Below are 16,618 nucleotides of genomic sequence, written 5' to 3'. Positions count from 1 at the left end.
GGAGGGCCAGCGGTGTGGTCGCGGGCAGGCATGTGCAGGAGGGGTGGGGTGACAGGGCTGGCCCCTTCGCGGGCAAGCCCACCCCCACAGTATTCAAGATCAGTGGAGATCCTGTGGGAGCGGGCTTGCCCGCGAAGAGGCCGTAACAGGCGCTAATCAGGCCTGCTGATCGGCCAATTGGTCAGCCAGGCGCACGAATGCAGCCAGGTCCAGCTGCTCAGGCCTCAGGCTGCCATCAACGCCAGCCGCTTCAATCGCCTGGCTGTCGAGCAGGCCTTTGAGGGTGTTGCGCAGTGTCTTGCGACGCTGGTTGAAGGCTTCGCGAACGACGCGCTCCAGCAACAGGTGGTCCTTGGCCGGGAACGGCAGCACCTCGTGTGGCACCAGGCGCACGATGGCCGAGTCCACTTTCGGCGGCGGGTTGAACGCGCCTGGGCCAACGTTGAACAGGTGTTCGACCCGGCAGTGGTACTGCACCATGATCGACAGACGGCCCCAGTCACCGCCACCTGGGCCTGCGGCCATGCGCTCGACCACTTCCTTCTGCAGCATGAAGTGCATGTCGCGGATCAGCCCAGCGTGGCTGAGCAGGTGGAAGATCAGTGGGGTGGAGATGTTGTAGGGCAGGTTGCCGACCACCTTGAGGCTGCGCGGTGGCACACCCAGCTGGTTGAAGTCGAACTTCAGGGCATCGCCCTGGTGCAGGCGGAAGTTGTCGCGGCCGGCGAACTTGTGCTGCAGGATCGGCACCAGGTCCTTGTCCAGCTCCACGACGTCCAGTTGCGCACCGCTGCCTAGCAGGCCCTCGGTGAGGGCGCCCTGGCCTGGGCCGATTTCCAGCAGGTGTTCACCTGCCTTGGCGTTGATGGCGCGCAGGATGCGGTCGATGACGCCGGCGTCGTGCAGGAAGTTTTGGCCGAAGCGCTTGCGCGCCCGGTGTTGGTATTGCTCGTTCATGGTCGGTTCTCGGCCATCTGATAGGCGGTTTCCAGGGCAACCCGCAGGCTGCCGGTATCGACCTTGCCGGTGCCGGCCAGATCCAGGGCGGTGCCGTGGTCGACCGACGTGCGGATGATCGGCAGGCCCAGGGTCACATTGACCGCGGCGCCGAAGCCTTTGTACTTGAGTACGGGCAGGCCCTGGTCGTGGTACATCGCCAGCACTGCGTCGCAGTGCTCCAGATATTTGGGGGTAAACAGGGTATCGGCCGGCAGCGGTCCGCGCAGGTCCATGCCTTCGGAGCGCAGGCGGGCCAGTGTCGGTTCGATGATGTCGATTTCTTCGCGGCCCAGATGGCCGCCTTCTCCGGCGTGCGGGTTGAGGCCGCAGACCAGGATGCGAGGGTGGGCAATGCCGAACTTGTCGCGCATGTCGGCGTGCAGGATGCGGGTGACACGCTCGACGCGTTCGGCCGTGATGGCGTCGGCAATCTCGCGCAGTGGCAGGTGAGTGGTCACCAGGGCCACGCGCAGACCACGGGTCGCCAGCATCATCACCACCTGTGCGGTGTGGGTCAGCTCGGCAAGGAACTCGGTATGCCCGGAAAAGGCAATGCCGCTTTCATTGATCACACCCTTGTGCACAGGGGCGGTGATCATCCCGGCGAAATGCCCATCAAGGCAGCCTTTGCCTGCGCGGGTCAGGGTTTCCAGCACGAAGGCAGCATTGGCCTTGTCCAGTTGCCCTGCCGTGACGGCGGTGGCCAGGGGTGTATCCCAGACATACAGGCTACCCGCAGGCGCCGGCTGGTCGGGCCAGTGATCCGGCGCTACCGGCAGCAGGTTGACGGCCAGCCCCAGCTGCGTGGCCCGCTCGGCGAGCAGGTCACGGCTGGTGATGGCGATCAGGGGGTGGGGCTGGACGTCTGCGGCGAGCAGCAGGCACAGGTCGGGACCTATGCCAGCGGGCTCACCGGGGGTGACGGCGAAGCGCAGAGGCTTCACTGTGCAGCCTGGTCGGCGCCAGGCAGCTTGATTTCAACGTAGGCTTCGTCGCGGATCTGGCGCAGCCAGGTCTGCAGCTCTTCGTCGTACTTGCGGTTGCGCAGCACGTTCAGTGCCTGTTGCTCGCGCGCCTGTTCAGTGCTGTCGGTGGCGCGGCGGCCCAGCACTTCAAGGACGTGCCAGCCGTACTGGGTCTTGAATGGCTTGGTGACTTCGCCTTGGGCAGCGTTGGCCATCTGCTCACGGAACTCCGGCACCAGGCTGTTCGGGTCGACCCAGTTGAGGTCACCGCCGTTAAGCGCCGAGCCCGGGTCTTCCGAGAAGCTCTTCGCCAGCTCGCCGAAGTCTTCGCCGTTCTTGATCCGGTCGTACAGGCGCTCGGCCAACTGCTCGGTGGCTGCGTCGCTGCGGATTTCGCTCGGTTTGATCAGAATGTGACGCACATGGACTTCGTCACGCAGCACGTTCTCGCTGCCACCACGCTTCTCCTCGAGCTTGAGGATGATGAAGCCGTTGGGGATGCGGATTGGCTGGGTGATGTCGCCCACGCTCATGCTGCTGAGCATCTTGGCGAAGTCGGGTGGCAACTGGCCGGCTTTACGCCAGCCCATCTCGCCGCCTTCCAGGGCGTTCTCGCTGGCGGAGCGGGCGATGGCCATCTGACCGAAGTCCGCGCCTTGCTTGAGCTGCTGGTACACATCACCGACTTGGCGCGCGGCTGCCTGGATAGCGTCCGAGTTGGCGCTTTCCGGGGTCGGGATGAGGATGTTGGCCAGGCGGTACTCTTCCGAGAGCTGCATCTTGCCCAGGTCGGAGGCGAGGAAGTTTTTCACTTCCTGCTCGGACACCTGGATGCGCTCGGCCACACGGCGCTGGCGCACCCGGCTGATGATCATCTCGCGCTTGACCTGCTCGCGAGCGTCGTCGAACGACAGACCATCGTGGGCGAGGGCGGCGCGGAACTGCTCCAGCGACATACCGTTGCGCTGGGCAATGGTGCCGATGGCCTGGTTCAGCTCTTCATCGGTGATGCGGATGCCGGAGCGATCGCCGATCTGCAGTTGCAGGTTCTCGACGATCAGGCGCTCGAGCACCTGCTGTTCAAGGGCGCTGGTCGGTGGCACGCCGGCGCCACGCTTGGCGATGGTTTGCTGAACTTCGTGGACGCGCTGGTCCAGTTGGCTCTGCATGACCACGTCGTTATCGACGATAGCCACCACGCGGTCCAGGGGTTGTACCGCGGCATGCACCGCGCCACTCAGCAAAGCGGCGCCCAGCAACACTGGGCGCAGACGATCAATAAGCTTGGTCTTCACGTGTACGGTAACCTTGAATGCCTTCGTCGAGGAAAGATTCGACCTTGTTGCCCACTACACCACCGAGGCCTTTCAGCACGATCTGCAGGAAGATACCGTGGTCGCCTTTTTCGTTCGCTGGAAGGGCTTGGCTGAAGTCGTCGTAGTCGATCCAGTAACGGTTGATCAGGCGCAGCTTCCAGCAGCAGTTGTCATACTCGAAACCGCCCATGGCTTCCAGGGTGCGGTTGCGGTTGTAGTCATGCTGCCAGCGAGCGATGACGCTCCACTGCGGAACGATCGGCCAGATGACCGAGAAGTCATGCTGCTGGATCTTGTAGTAGTCCTTGATGTAGTTCGGATTACCCGGAACGCTGTAGTCACCACCGCCCACTTTCCAGGTACCCGTGGTCGAGTCGTAGGAAATGGTGTCGTTGCGATAGCGATAGCCGAGGTTGACGACCTTGTTCGGATTGTCTTCAGGCTGGTAGTGGAACATCGCGCTACCCGAGCGGGTGCTGCGGCTGTCCGGGTCCCAGTTGAAGTCCGAGTTGAAGCGCCAGTCGCGGTTGAAGGCGTAGTTGTACACCAGGGCGTACGGCGAAACATTGGACTGCGAGTCTTGGCGAGTACGGTAGTCGATACCCGGCAATTGGACTTTGCGATCCTTGAAGTAGTAGGCCTGGCCGATACTGAAGCTCTGGCGCTCGAAGCCATTGTCTTCGATCCAGCGCGTGGTGACACCCAGGGACAGCTTGTTCTCGTCACCGATGCGATCGGTACCGCTGAAGCGGTTGTCTCGGAACAGCGAGTCGTAGCTGAACAGCGTTTCGCCCGAGTCGAACAGCGGGATGTCGGTCTGGTCCTTGTAGGGAACGTTCAGATAGAACAGGCGCGGCTCGAGGGTCTGGCGGTAATTGGTGCCGAACATCGAAGTGTCACGGTCGAAGTACAGGCCGCTGTCGACGCTGAAGATCGGCACGTCGCGGTTTTGGTTGCTCTTGAAGTCGCCGTACAGGGGGATTTTGCCGGGGTTCTGAATAAGATCGTTCTTGCCCTTGCTGTCCAGGTCCAGATCGTAATGGGTGTACATGTACTTCAGCTTCGGCGTGATATAGCCGTAGCTGGCTTCCATCGGCAGACTGATGGAAGGGGCGACGTTCAAGCGCGTGCCGTTGGAGCGTGCAACGCCGAAGACATTCTCGTCGAGGCGTTTGCCACCTGGGCCAGCAGTGAAATCCAGATTGCCGTCTTTGTCGCGTACGACGTCGTTTCTCAGGTCCCGGTCAAAGCGAACCGCTTCAGTCTCATAAGCAAGGTTCAAACCGCCCGGTTCGTAGGGCAGCTTACCGTTGAAGGTAATCTGCGGCAGGCGGTCATACGGCGTGATCTTCGAAATGGTCGCCATTTCGTAGGCATGCACGTTCAACCGCGCGGTGTAGCTGTCGCCGCGATAGGTCAGGGCGCCCTGCTGGTTGAGCAGGTCCTGGGATTCAACGCCGATCTGGTCGGATTCCAGGTCCTGGAAGTAGAACGGGTCGCTGATGTCGGTGTAGTCCACCTCGGCCATCAGGCGCTCGTCCAGCCCACCCTTGTGCTGCCAGTTGACCATCCAGCGCTGTTCTTTGTAATCAGTCTGCTCTTTACGGTCGTCGTTCTTGTCGTTCAGGTACGCGCCGCCGAGCTGGCCTTCGCTGGACGGGGTGAGGTAACGGAACTCACCTTCCATCAGCAGGCCGCGCTTGGTCATGTAGCGCGGGTACAACGTGGCGTCATAGTTGGGCGCCAGGTTGAAGTAGTACGGCGTGACCAGCATGAAGCCGGTGTCGCTGCTGGTGCTGAACGATGGCGGCAGGAAGCCGGACTGGCGACGGTCGTCGATCGGGAAGTAGATGTACGGTGTGTAGAACACCGGGAAATCCTTGACCCGCAAGGTAACGTTGGTCGCCGTACCGAAACCGGTCGCCGGGTTCAGGGTGATGTTGTTGCCCTTCAGCTGCCAGGCGTTGCTGCCCGGTTCGCAGGTGGTGTACGTACCGTCCTTGAGACGGATGATGGCGTTTTCGCCACGCTTGGCGTACAGGGCGTTGCCGCGAATGTGCGACTTGTGCATCACGTATTCGGCGTTGTCGACCTGGGCTTCGCCCGTGTCGAGCTGGATCTGCGCCTCGTCACCGACCACCAGCGAGCCGTTGTCACGGATCTTGACGTTGCCTTTGAGCTCGCCACGGTTTTCGGTCTGGTAGAGGTTGGCTTCGTCGGCCTCGGCCTGCATGCTGCCCTGGCGCATCACCACGTCACCGGCGAGGGTAGCGATCTGCTGCTCCTGCTGGTATTTGGAAACCTTGGCATTGATGTAGGTCGGCGATTCGTCCTTGGGCGTGGTGTCAGCCATGCCAGGGCGGGGCGGCTCGATGTACGCGCCACCACAGTACGGGCCGGTTTCGGCCAGTTGGGCGGCGGTGAGCTTGTCACGGGGGACCCAGTCCAGATGGCTGTAGTCTTCGCTGCGCGACTTCAGGCCACGGCCCTTGGCCTCGGTGACCAGCATCGGCTTATCCGCGGTTTCGGCCTCGGCCGCCTGGGCCTCGGTACCGGAACTGAGGGCAGCACCCTCGTGCACCGGACGCGGCGGCAGGTTATTGACAGGAGCCTTGGGCTTGCAGTCCCAACCACCGGAGGCGGACACTTGGCAGTCGAACTGTTCGGCTGCCACGACGTACGACGTGGCCAGAGGTTGCAGGGCCAGCAAACCGCCGGTTACCAGCAACGGAAACTTTCTACGAAACGCGGGGGATTTCAATGCCATCTTATTAGTCCGGGCTTCCTGCGTGCCATCTGCCCGCGTGTGGGGCCGCACGCCTCTCGATGGTCTGAAAAAGATGCTGGATAATAAAGCATGACCCGCTTGACGGCTAGGGCCGTCGGAGACCCTTGTAATGCCTGATCACGATGTACGCTTGCAACAACTGACTGTCTGGCTCGATGAGCAGCTCAACAATATTTTTCTGGAAAACGCCTGGGGCGAAGTGCCAGCAGGCAGCCTGACTGCCGCCAGCAGCGATGCGAGCTTCCGCCGCTACTTCCGCTGGCAGGGCGCTGGCCGCAGTTTCGTGATCATGGATGCACCGCCACCCCAGGAGAACTGCCGACCATTCGTCGCCATCGATCACCTGCTGGCCAGTGCCGGCGTGCATGTGCCGGTGATCCATGCCCAAGACCTGGAGCGCGGTTTCCTGTTGCTGGGCGATCTGGGCCATCAGACATACCTGGACATCATTGATGCCGACAATGCCGATGGCCTGTTCAGTGATGCTATCGATGCACTGCTGGCGTTCCAGCGCCTGCCGATGGACGCGCCACTGCCAAGCTACGACGATGCGCTGCTGCGTCGTGAAGTCGAACTGTTCCCGGAGTGGTACGTCGGGCGGGAGCTCGGCCTGACCTTCAGCGAAGCCCAGAAGGCCGCCTGGCAACGTGTGAGCCAGCTGCTGATCGACAGTGCCCTGGCCCAGCCCAAGGTGCTGGTGCACCGCGACTACATGCCGCGCAACTTGATGCAGAGCACGCCAAACCCAGGCGTGCTGGACTTCCAGGACGCGGTCTACGGCCCGGTCACCTACGACATCACCTGCCTGTTCAAGGATGCCTTCCTCAGCTGGCCGCAGGCACGGGTGGACGGCTGGCTGCGGGATTATTGGCAAAAGGCGCAGGCGGCGGGTATTCCGGTGCAGGCCGACTTCGAGGCGTTCCAGCGCGCCAGCGACCTGATGGGGGTGCAGCGCCACCTCAAGGTGATCGGCATCTTCGCCCGCATTTGCCACCGTGACGGCAAACCGCGCTACCTGACGGACGTTCCGCGTTTCTTCGCCTATATAAATGAAGTGATCGGGCGCCGCCCCGAGTTGGCGGAGCTGGGCGAGCTGATTGCCGAGCTGAAGGCCGGAGCGCGTGCATGAAGGCGATGATTCTGGCAGCAGGCAAGGGCGAGCGCATGCGCCCTTTGACCCTGCACACGCCCAAGCCTTTGGTGCCGGTGGCAGGCCAGCCGCTGATCGAGTATCACCTGCGGGCCTTGGCGGCTGCCGGTATTACCGAGGTGGTGATCAACCATGCCTGGCTTGGCCAGCAGATCGAGGACCACCTGGGTGATGGCAGCCGTTTCGGCCTGAGCATCCGTTACTCGCCCGAGGGCGAGCCGCTGGAGACCGGCGGCGGTATCTTCAAAGCGTTGCCCCTGCTGGGCGAGGCGCCGTTCCTGCTGATCAATGGGGATGTCTGGACCGACTACGATTTCGCTCGCTTGCAGGCGCCGCTTGCGGGGCTGGCGCATCTGGTGCTGGTCGACAACCCAGGGCATCACGATCGTGGCGACTTCCGCCTTGCCGGCAGGCAAGTCGTGGATGGCGATGAGGCGCCGGGTACCTTGACCTTCAGTGGCCTCTCGGTACTTGACCCGGCATTGTTCGCCGGCTGCCAGCCGGGTGCTTTCAAGCTTGCGCCGTTGCTGCGCCAGGCCATGGCAGATGGCAAAGTCAGTGGTGAGCACTACCGTGGCCATTGGGTCGATGTCGGGACGCTCGAACGCCTGGCGCAAGCCGAGCGGCTGATTGGCGGGCGCGCCTGACATGTGGTGGCCAAGCACGGTGATTGGTGCCGGCGCCGGTTTTGCCGTCGCCAGCATCCCGGGTGCCCTGCTCGGTGCGTTGCTGGGGCAGGCCATGGACCGGCGCCTGCGGGTGCGCGGCTGGGAGGACATGCGCGAGCGTCTGGGCGGGCGCCCGGCCTTGCGCGACGAGGAGTTGCTGTTCGTGCTGCTCGGCAGGCTGGCCAAGTGCGATGGGCGGGTTGCCGAGCAGCATATCCAGCAGGCACGCCAGGAGATGGTACGCCTGGACCTGGCCGATGCGGCCCGGCTACGAGCAATTGCAGCGTTCAACCGCGGCAAGGCCGGCAAGGACCGGCTGGCCGGCCATCTGCGCCGGATCCGCCAGCAGCCGCACGCTGCGGAAGGCACCTTGCGCGCGTGTTGGCGTATGGTCTGGGCCGACGGCAAGGTCGGCGCCAAAGAGCGCGAATTGCTGTTGGACTGGGGGCAAAAGCTGGGTTTGAGCAGGCGGCAGGTGCAAGCCTTGTCGCTGGAGTACGAGCCGCGCAAGACAGGGCTGGACGGTGGCACCATGACGTATGCGGCGGCCTTGCGGCTGTTGGCCGTCGAGGCCGATACCGAGGGCGATAAGGTCAAGCAGGCCTATCGCCGCCTGGTCAGCCGGCATCACCCGGACAAACTGGCGGGCAGCGCTGCTACGGAGGCTCAGGTGCGCGAAGCAACTGAGCGGACCCGTGAGCTGCATCAGGCGTATGCGCTGATTCGCAAGCGCCGGGGGTTGTAGAAAAAAACGGGGCGCGATGCGGCCCCGGCGACCTCAGATCAATGCTGCGGGTTCATCCAGCCTCGCACTCGGCGGAACAATTGTTCCTGCTCGGCCGCCTTGTTACCGGGCATGGCAATCAGCGACAACTGCCGATACTGGCTGTCCTTCTGCCGCTTGCTGGCCTGCAGGCGCAGTTCTGCAGCACGGCGGTCGCCCGTGCGGGTGGCGTAATAGAGGTCGGCGGTTGGCACCTTGAGGGTCGGCGCCAGGCTTTCCAGGTCGTGCTCCACCCGTGCTGGCGTCTGCGCGGCGACCATCACCAGCTTTTGCACCTGCGCGGGTTGTTTCTCGCTCAGGTAGCGCGCCGCCCAGTATGCGCCGCTGCCATGGCCGATCAGCACGATGCTGCGCGAATCCTGTTGTTGCGCGTAAGCGAGCGCAGCGTCGAGGCGGGCAAAGATGCGTTCGGCGTCGGCCGGGTCGTTCTGTTCGCTGGCCTGCTCGGCGTCGGTGCTTTCGGCGGCATCGGCGTCGGCGGCGGTCGCCTGGGCGACGTTGGCGTTGGCATCGGCTGGTGTGTCCTTGGCCGGTGCACTTTCGCCCTTGTCTTTGGCGGGCGCCTCAGTGGGCTTGGCTTCGACCCGCGCCTGCGGGCTGTCGGCAAGCAGGTCGGGCAGGCTGACGCTCAGGCTGTGCCAGCCCACATCGGGGAACTTGCGCCGCAACGGGCCGACCGCGTTCGGCCAGTCGGCCGTTTCACCTGCACCGGGAACAATGATCACCGCGCCTTGCGGGTCGTCGCTGTTGGCCGGTTTCCACAGTGCCAGGAAGCTTTCGGCACCCGCCTGCAGGGTTTGCTGCTCGGCCTTGGGCACCAGGCGTTCCAGGGCCTGGGCGTCTTCCTGGCTGCGCTCCAGCAGGGGAGGCCGGGTAACCTCGACGGGTGGCGCTTCGGCGGTGGTGGGTGGTGTTTCGGCGTCGGCGGCCAGGGCGCCGAACGGAAGGATCGAGGCTAGGCAGCACATTGCCAGCGTCGTGCGATAAAGTGTGGACATGCGTCAACCCAAGGCCAGAATAATACCGGCAGCCTAATAGTATTTGCCCGTGACGGCCATGCTGCATGGCCGCCCTTGCCAAGACGAGCGTGTAGATGAAGCGAATGCGTCGCCTGTTGGTTATCGGCTGCTTGTGGCTGCCCTTGATCGCGTTGGCAAGGCCTGAGGTAGCGCCGACCGTGGCCCTTGACCCCGCCCAGCAGCAGTGGCTGGAGGCGCACCGCAGCCTGCGGGTTGGCGTGGTGTTGCAGGCACCCTATGCGCAGTTCGACCGGCGTCTGCAGCAACTCTACGGGGCTAATGTCGAGCTGGTGAACTGGCTGGCCCAGGCGCTGGGGCTGGACCTGACCTGGCGCAACTTTGCCGACCAGGCCAGCCTCGAACACGCGTTGCAGGCAGGCGAAATCGATTTTGCCCCCGGCCTTACCCAGACCCCGACGAGCCTGCGGCTATGGCTGTTCAGCGACCCGTACATGCGCGTGCCGCAGCTGGTGGTTGGCCCACGCACGGGCGCGATGGCGGTGGAGCTGGAAAAACTCGAACCTGATCAGCGCGTCGCGGTACGCATGCCCAGCCCGTTGGCGGATTACCTGCGCAGCAATTACGGCAACCTCAACGTGCAGGGGGTGCCCAACGAGCGCGAGGGGCTGCAATTGATTGTGGGTGGCCAGGCCAGCTACGCGGTGCTCGATGAAGCCCAGCTCAGCCGCCTGTCGCGTGAGAGCGAGTTCGGCGAGCTGGCGGTGGTTGGCGATATCGGCCTGCCGCAGTTGCTGCGGGTGGGCTCGCGGCGTGACTGGCCGCTGCTGGCCGACGTGCTCGAACGCGGTTTGCAAGCCATGCCGGCCAAGGTGCTGGAGCAGCTTCACCAGCGCTGGCTGCAGCCCAAGTATCCGCGCTTGAGCGAATCGGCCGGCTTCTGGCAGAACCTCGCCTTGCTGTTCGGCATGTTGTTGCTGTGCGCGCTGGCCACGCTGATTTGGCAACGCCGGCAACAGCGCCAGCTGGAACGTAGCCTGCTGGCAACGCGTGAGAGCCTGGTCGAACGCCAGGTGCGTGAAGAGGCGCTGCGGCTGAGCCAGTTCGCCATCGACCAGAGCACCGTGGGTATTTTGTGGGTCAACTGGGACAGCCATGTGCGTTATGCCAACCATGCCGCAGAGCGCATGCTTGGCTATGGCGAAGGCGAGTTGCTGGAGCGCCCGCTGATCGACTTCGAGCCGAACCTGAACATGGACCGTTGGCTGGAGCTGTGGCGGGGCGCGCGGGCGGGGGAAGGCGGCGTAGGGCAATTCGAAACCCATTGTCAGCGAGCCGACCACAGCTTGTTGCCGGTGGAGCTGTCGTTGAGTTTTCTGCGCTTTCGGGACGCTGAGTACCTGGTGGTGTACATCGCCGATGTCACCGAGCGCCACCGCGCGCTGGCAGCGCTGCGCGAAAGTGAAGCGCGGCTCAAAGGGATCGCCGGCAACGTGCCGGGGCTGGTGTTCCGGCTGGAGCGTGACCCTGCCGAGGGCGACCTGGAGTTCCCTTACATCAGCGAGGGCAGCGAGGCGTTGGTTGGCTACGCACCCGCCGAGATCCAGCACCCGCACATGGGCCTGCGCAATCTGGTTCACCCCGAGGACCGCAGCGACTATCACCGGGTGCAGGACCTGGCCCTGGCCAGCAACCAGGACTGGTCGTGGCAAGGGCGTATCCTCACGCGCCAGGGTGAACAGCGTTGGGCCGACATCAAAGCCAGTACCCGGCGCCTGGTCGATGGCCGGGTGGTGTGGGACGGTATTGTCTGGGACATCACCCAAGGCAAGCGTGCAGAGCTGGCGCTGGCGCGTTCCCAGGAGCAACTGCGCGAGTTGTCGGCGCACCTGGAGAGCGTGCGCGAAGAAGAAAAGGCGCGCATCGCCCGTGAGGTGCACGACGAACTGGGGCAGATGCTGACCGTGCTCAAGCTCGAACTGTCGATGTGCGAGCTGGCCTTTGCCGAGTTGGACCCAGGGCTGAACGAGCGCTTGTCGAGCATGAAACGCCTGATCGCGCAGCTGTTCCAGCTAGTGCGTGACGTGGCCACGGCACTGCGCCCGCCCATTCTCGACGCTGGCATCGCCTCGGCCATCGAATGGCAGGCGCGGCGTTTCGAGGCGCGTACACAGATCCCCTGCCTGGTGCAGGTACCGGATAATCTGCCAGCATTGAGTGATGCCAAGGCTACCGGGCTGTTTCGTATCCTTCAGGAGGCGCTGACCAACGTCATGCGCCACGCCCAGGCGCACAGCGTGGAGATCGAGCTGGTGCGTGAAGAGGGGCAACTTCGAATGACCGTCAGCGACGACGGCACCGGTTTTTGCCGCGACCAGACCAGGCCCACGTCGTTCGGCCTGGTAGGTGTGCGCGAACGGGTGCTGATGCTCGGTGGCAGCATGATGCTGGACAGTGAACCGGGCGAGGGCACCAGCCTGAGCGTGGCCATTCCGTTAGAGTAGGAGAGCGATCGTGATTCGAGTGCTGGTGGCGGAAGACCACACCATTGTCCGTGAAGGCATCAAGCAATTGATTGGCCTGGCCAAGGACATGCAAGTGGTGGGTGAGGCCGGTAATGGCGAGCAGTTGCTGGACGCCTTGCGGCATAGTCCCTGTGAGGTGGTGTTGCTGGATATCTCGATGCCTGGCGTCAACGGCCTGGAGGCGATCCCGCGGATCCGCGCCCTGAGCGACGCGCCTGCGATCCTGATGCTGTCGATGCACGACGAAGCGCAGATGGCGGCGCGGGCGCTGAAGGCGGGCGCCGCCGGTTATGCCACCAAGGACAGTGACCCCGCCTTGCTGTTGACCGCCATTCGCCGGGTTGCGGGGGGAGGGCGCTACATCGACCCGGCCCTGGCCGACCGCATGGTCTTCGAGGTCGGCCTGACCGAATCGCGGCCGTTGCATACCTTGCTCTCGGAGCGTGAGTTCTCGGTGTTCGAGCGCCTGGCCCAGGGCGCCAACGTCAACGACATCGCCCAGCAACTGGCGCTGTCCAGCAAGACCATCAGTACCCACAAAGCGCGGCTGATGCAGAAGCTCAAGGTCAACTCGCTGGCCGAGCTGGTGAAGTACGCCATGGAGCACAAGCTGGTCTGAGTGTTCTGGTTGCGACATGGCCTGACGGCTGGCAATGAGCGAGTACTGTGGGAGCGGGCTTGTCCCGCGAAAGGGCCGGCAAGCTCAACCTCATTGCCTAGGGTGGCGCATTCGCGGGGCAAGCCCGCTCCCACAAGGTGAAGTGGTGTGCCTGGGGTCTATTCCAATTCCGCCATTGTTGTAGGGCGATCCCTACAACGAATCTTCCATCTGGATGATGGCATTCTCTCAGCACCCCCGATTTTCGGGCGCTTGCGTCTTGTCTAGTCTTTGCCTACGCAGTCATCCAACAAGAAGGTGCAGGCATGAGCGAGGCGAATTCGAACGCTGCAACCAGCGAAACGCTGGTCAGCTTCCGCGGTGTGCAGAAGAGCTACGACGGCGAGTCGCTGATCGTCAAAGACCTCAACCTGGACATCCGCAAGGGCGAGTTCCTCACCTTGCTTGGCCCGTCCGGCTCGGGCAAGACCACCAGCCTGATGATGCTGGCCGGTTTCGAAACCCCCACCGCAGGTGAAATCCAGCTGGCCGGGCGCTCGATCAACAACGTGCCGCCGCACAAGCGCGACATCGGCATGGTGTTCCAGAACTACGCGCTGTTCCCACACATGACCGTGGCCGAAAACCTCGCCTTCCCGCTGAGCGTGCGCAATTTGAGCAAGACCGACATCAGCGAGCGGGTAAAGCGTGTGCTCAACATGGTTCAGCTCAATGCCTTCGCCAAACGCTACCCCGGCCAGCTGTCTGGCGGCCAGCAGCAGCGGGTGGCCCTGGCGCGTGCCTTGGTGTTCGAGCCGCAGCTGGTGCTGATGGACGAACCGTTGGGCGCGCTCGACAAGCAACTGCGTGAACACATGCAGATGGAGATCAAGCACATCCACCAGCGCCTGGGCGTGACCGTGGTCTACGTGACCCACGATCAGGGCGAGGCGCTGACCATGTCCGACCGGGTGGCTGTGTTCCACCAGGGCGAAATCCAGCAGATCGCCGACCCCCGCACCCTTTATGAGAAACCGTGCAACACCTTCGTCGCCAACTTCATCGGCGAGAACAACCGCATCAACGGCACCCTGTTGGCCAGTGATGGCCATCGTTGCCAGGTGCAGCTGGCGCGGGGCGAGCGGGTCGAAGCACTGGCCGTGAATGTCGGCCAGGCCGGTGAGCCGGTGACCTTGTCGATCCGCCCGGAGCGTGTGCGCCTCAACGGCCACAGTGAAAGCTGCGTCAACCGCTTCTCCGGCCGTGTGGCCGAGTTCATTTACCTGGGCGACCACGTACGGGTGCGCCTGGAAGTGTGTGGCAAGGCCGACTTCTTCGTGAAGCAGCCGATCGCCGAGCTCGACCCGGCCCTGGCCGTGGGCGATGTGGTACCGCTGGGCTGGGAGGTGGAGCACGCCCGCGCGCTCGATCCGATTGCCGAAGCCCATTGATGGATTGCTTCACCAACCCTGTACTGTGGAGAGAATAATAATGCGCAAGCAGTTGAAACTGACCGCCCTGGCCCTGGGGCTGTTCGCCGCTGGCCAGGCCCTGGCGGCCGACCTGACCGTGATCTCTTTTGGCGGCGCCAACAAGGCTGCCCAGACCAAGGCGTTCTACGAACCCTGGGAAAAGGCAGGTAACGGCAAGATCGTCGCCGGTGAGTACAACGGTGAAATGGCCAAGGTCAAAGCCATGGTCGACACCAAGAGCGTGTCCTGGAACCTGGTGGAAGTCGAGTCGCCCGAGCTGTCTCGTGGTTGCGACGAGGGCATGTTCGAAGAGCTCGACCCGGCGTTGTTCGGGGATGAAGCCGACTACGTACCCGGCGCCATTCAGCCCTGCGGCGTGGGCTTCTTCGTCTGGTCCACGGTAATGGCCTACAACGCCGACAAACTCAAGACGGCGCCTACCAGTTGGGCCGACTTCTGGGACACCAAGCAGTTCCCTGGCAAGCGTGGCCTGCGCAAAGGCGCCAAGTACACCCTGGAATTCGCCTTGATGGCCGATGGCGTCGCGCCCAAGGACGTCTACAAGGTGCTGGCCACCAAAGAAGGTCAGGACCGTGCCTTCAAGAAGCTCGACGAACTCAAGCCCAGCATTCAGTGGTGGGAAGCCGGCGCACAGCCGCCGCAGTTCCTGGCCTCGGGGGACGTGGTCATGAGCTCGGCCTACAACGGCCGGATCGCCGCCGTGCAGAAAGAGAGCAACCTCAAGGTGGTGTGGAACGGCGGCATCTACGACTTCGATGCCTGGGCGATTCCAAAAGGCGCCAAGAACGCCGAAGAGGCGAAGAAATTCATCGCCTACAGCGTCAAGCCCGAGCAGCAGAAAACCTACTCCGAAAACATCGCCTACGGCCCGGCCAACACCAAGGCCGTCAGCCTGCTGACGGACGAGGTGAAAAAGGACATGCCGACCACGCCTGAGAACATCGCCAACCAGGTGCAGATCGACGTGGCCTTCTGGGCCGACAACAGCGAGCAGCTGGAGCAACGCTTCAACGCCTGGGCGGCGAAGAAGTAAAGCGCCTCGTCGGAGCGCCAGGGTTTGCACTGGCGCTTCCCGTTTTCCTGTTTTGCGGAGTTCGCCATGGCCATTGCAGTGCCCCTCAACGAAGGCGCAGGTCCAAGTCTCAAGCAGCGCCTCAAGCACGCCGAGCGGGTCAACCGCTGGAAGGCGCAGGCGTTGATCGCGCCGCTGGCGCTGTTCCTTCTGCTGGTGTTTCTGGTGCCGATCGCCGCGCTGTTGTACAAGAGCGTCGGCAACCCGGAAGTGGTCGCCGGCTTGCCGCGCACTGTCGAAGCGGTGTCCCAGTGGGACGGCAAAAGCTTACCGGGCGAAGCGGTGTACAAGGCACTGAGCCAGGACCTGGCCGAGTCGCGCAAGAACCAGACCTTGGGCGACCTCTCCAAGCGCCTGAACATGGAACTGGCGGGCTACCGCAGCCTGTTGACCAAGACCGCCCGGGCGCTGCCGTTCAAGGCTGAACCGGCCTCTTATAAAGAAGCATTGCAGACCCTCGATGAGCGTTGGGGCGACCCCGCCTACTGGCAGGCGATCCGCCGCAATACCAGCACAGTCACCTCGTTCTACCTGCTGGCGTCGCTCGACCACCGTATCGATGACCTCGGCGAGCTGGCCAAGGCCACGCCCGACCAGGCCATTTACCTGGATATTTTCGCCCGCACCCTGTGGATGGGTGTGGTGATTACCGCCATCTGCCTGGTGCTGGCCTACCCGCTGGCGTACCTGTTGGCCAATCTGCCGGCGCGGCAGAGCAACCTGTTGATGATTCTGGTGTTGCTGCCGTTCTGGACCTCGATCCTGGTGCGGGTGGCGGCGTGGATCGTGCTGCTGCAGTCGGGTGGCCTGATCAACAGTGCGTTGATGGCCATGGGCATCATCGATGAACCGCTGGAGCTGGTATTCAACCGCACCGGTGTGTACATCTCCATGGTCCATATTTTGCTGCCGTTCATGATCCTGCCGCTGTACAGCGTGATGAAGGGCATTTCGCCCAGCTACATGCGTGCGGCGATTTCGTTGGGTTGCCATCCGTTCGCCAGCTTTTGGCGGGTGTACTTCCCGCAGACCTACGCCGGTGTAGGCGCCGGGTGCTTGCTGGTGTTCATCCTGGCCATCGGCTACTACATCACCCCGGCACTGCTGGGCAGCCCGAACGACCAGATGGTCAGTTACTTCGTGGCCTTCTATACCAACACCAGCATCAACTGGGGCATGGCGACTGCGCTGGGTGGGCTGTTGCTGCTGGCGACCGTGCTGTTGTACTTGATCTATAGCTGGCTGGTCGGCGCCAGCCGCCTGCGCCTGAGCTGAGGAGCCTT

Annotated in this window: 13 protein-coding genes; 8 read left to right on the top strand and 5 right to left on the bottom strand. The window is 63.3% G+C overall.

What is annotated here, in order from left to right; all coding sequences use genetic code 11:
• Positions 1 to 156 precede the first annotated feature (156 nt).
• The 4 genes from rsmA to OGV19_RS21625 are packed head-to-tail and all read right to left on the bottom strand — an operon-like array spanning position 157 to position 6,047.
• On the bottom strand, positions 157 to 957 hold the full coding sequence (rsmA, locus tag OGV19_RS21640; RefSeq protein ID WP_264310560.1) for a 16S rRNA (adenine(1518)-N(6)/adenine(1519)-N(6))-dimethyltransferase RsmA: 801 nt from the start codon (positions 955 to 957) through the stop codon (positions 157 to 159).
• Positions 954 to 1,943: a 4-hydroxythreonine-4-phosphate dehydrogenase PdxA gene (gene pdxA, locus OGV19_RS21635; protein WP_264310559.1), complete on the bottom strand. Its 990-nt coding sequence runs from the start codon at positions 1,941 to 1,943 to the stop codon at positions 954 to 956. The genes rsmA and pdxA overlap by 4 nt, the downstream gene beginning before the upstream one ends.
• On the bottom strand, positions 1,940 to 3,259 hold the full coding sequence (gene surA, locus OGV19_RS21630) for a peptidylprolyl isomerase SurA (RefSeq protein ID WP_264310558.1): 1,320 nt from the start codon (positions 3,257 to 3,259) through the stop codon (positions 1,940 to 1,942). The genes pdxA and surA overlap by 4 nt, the downstream gene beginning before the upstream one ends.
• A complete protein-coding gene (locus OGV19_RS21625) occupies positions 3,240 to 6,047 on the bottom strand; it encodes an LPS-assembly protein LptD (RefSeq protein WP_264310557.1) in 2,808 nt (935 codons plus the stop codon). The genes surA and OGV19_RS21625 overlap by 20 nt, the downstream gene beginning before the upstream one ends.
• A 130-nt stretch (positions 6,048 to 6,177) precedes the next feature.
• Between OGV19_RS21625 and OGV19_RS21620 the strand changes: the two genes are divergently transcribed.
• From OGV19_RS21620 to OGV19_RS21610, 3 genes are read left to right on the top strand one after another with little or no spacing between them, the layout of a single operon-like run.
• Complete coding sequence (locus OGV19_RS21620) at positions 6,178 to 7,197, top strand: aminoglycoside phosphotransferase family protein (RefSeq protein WP_264310556.1); 1,020 nt, start codon at positions 6,178 to 6,180, stop codon at positions 7,195 to 7,197.
• Positions 7,194 to 7,865: an N-acetylmuramate alpha-1-phosphate uridylyltransferase MurU gene (gene murU / locus OGV19_RS21615; RefSeq protein ID WP_264310555.1), complete on the top strand. Its 672-nt coding sequence runs from the start codon at positions 7,194 to 7,196 to the stop codon at positions 7,863 to 7,865. Before OGV19_RS21620 ends, murU begins: the two co-directional genes overlap by 4 nt.
• A 1-nt stretch (position 7,866) precedes the next feature.
• Complete coding sequence (locus tag OGV19_RS21610; RefSeq protein WP_264310554.1) at positions 7,867 to 8,631, top strand: TerB family tellurite resistance protein; 765 nt, start codon at positions 7,867 to 7,869, stop codon at positions 8,629 to 8,631.
• 38 nt (positions 8,632 to 8,669) lie between these two features.
• On the opposite strand, the gene OGV19_RS21605 is transcribed toward OGV19_RS21610, so the two are convergent.
• On the bottom strand, positions 8,670 to 9,668 hold the full coding sequence (locus OGV19_RS21605) for an alpha/beta hydrolase family protein (RefSeq protein ID WP_264310553.1): 999 nt from the start codon (positions 9,666 to 9,668) through the stop codon (positions 8,670 to 8,672).
• Positions 9,669 to 9,763: 95 nt separating this feature from the next.
• On the opposite strand from OGV19_RS21605, the gene OGV19_RS21600 reads away from it, so the two are divergent.
• From OGV19_RS21600 to OGV19_RS21580, 5 genes are all read left to right on the top strand, one after another.
• Entirely contained in the window at positions 9,764 to 12,151 is a 2,388-nt protein-coding gene (locus OGV19_RS21600) for a PAS domain-containing sensor histidine kinase (protein ID WP_264310552.1), read from the top strand.
• A 7-nt stretch (positions 12,152 to 12,158) separates the two neighbouring features.
• Positions 12,159 to 12,791, top strand: a complete 633-nt coding sequence (locus OGV19_RS21595) for a response regulator (protein ID WP_264313985.1) — start codon at positions 12,159 to 12,161, stop codon at positions 12,789 to 12,791.
• A 305-nt stretch (positions 12,792 to 13,096) separates the two neighbouring features.
• A complete protein-coding gene (locus OGV19_RS21590; protein WP_264310551.1) occupies positions 13,097 to 14,221 on the top strand; it encodes an ABC transporter ATP-binding protein in 1,125 nt (374 codons plus the stop codon).
• 40 nt (positions 14,222 to 14,261) lie between these two features.
• Entirely contained in the window at positions 14,262 to 15,296 is a 1,035-nt protein-coding gene (locus OGV19_RS21585) for an ABC transporter substrate-binding protein (RefSeq protein ID WP_264310550.1), read from the top strand.
• A 66-nt stretch (positions 15,297 to 15,362) separates the two neighbouring features.
• Positions 15,363 to 16,610, top strand: coding sequence for an ABC transporter permease (locus OGV19_RS21580; protein ID WP_264310549.1), 1,248 nt, complete (start codon positions 15,363 to 15,365; stop codon positions 16,608 to 16,610).
• Positions 16,611 to 16,618 lie beyond the last annotated feature (8 nt).

This window comes from Pseudomonas putida, from assembly GCF_025905425.1.
Lineage (GTDB): Bacteria > Pseudomonadota > Gammaproteobacteria > Pseudomonadales > Pseudomonadaceae > Aquipseudomonas > Aquipseudomonas putida_AF.
Note: the sequence above shows the minus strand (reverse complement) of the source record. Positions and strands in the feature narration are given on the sequence as shown.

What these genes read in the sequence shown, in the direction of transcription:
- OGV19_RS21625 (WP_264310557.1), bottom strand. Translation starts at nt 6,047, where the DNA reads ATGGCATTGAAATCCCCCGCGTTTCGTAGAAAGTTTCCGTTGCTGGTA.
- murU (WP_264310555.1), top strand. Translation starts at nt 7,194, where the DNA reads ATGAAGGCGATGATTCTGGCAGCAGGCAAGGGCGAGCGCATGCGCCCT.
- OGV19_RS21585 (WP_264310550.1), top strand. Translation starts at nt 14,262, where the DNA reads ATGCGCAAGCAGTTGAAACTGACCGCCCTGGCCCTGGGGCTGTTCGCC.
- OGV19_RS21590 (WP_264310551.1), top strand. Translation starts at nt 13,097, where the DNA reads ATGAGCGAGGCGAATTCGAACGCTGCAACCAGCGAAACGCTGGTCAGC.
- OGV19_RS21605 (WP_264310553.1), bottom strand. Translation starts at nt 9,668, where the DNA reads ATGTCCACACTTTATCGCACGACGCTGGCAATGTGCTGCCTAGCCTCG.
- rsmA (WP_264310560.1), bottom strand. Translation starts at nt 957, where the DNA reads ATGAACGAGCAATACCAACACCGGGCGCGCAAGCGCTTCGGCCAAAAC.
- OGV19_RS21610 (WP_264310554.1), top strand. Translation starts at nt 7,867, where the DNA reads ATGTGGTGGCCAAGCACGGTGATTGGTGCCGGCGCCGGTTTTGCCGTC.
- OGV19_RS21620 (WP_264310556.1), top strand. Translation starts at nt 6,178, where the DNA reads ATGCCTGATCACGATGTACGCTTGCAACAACTGACTGTCTGGCTCGAT.
- OGV19_RS21580 (WP_264310549.1), top strand. Translation starts at nt 15,363, where the DNA reads ATGGCCATTGCAGTGCCCCTCAACGAAGGCGCAGGTCCAAGTCTCAAG.
- OGV19_RS21600 (WP_264310552.1), top strand. Translation starts at nt 9,764, where the DNA reads ATGAAGCGAATGCGTCGCCTGTTGGTTATCGGCTGCTTGTGGCTGCCC.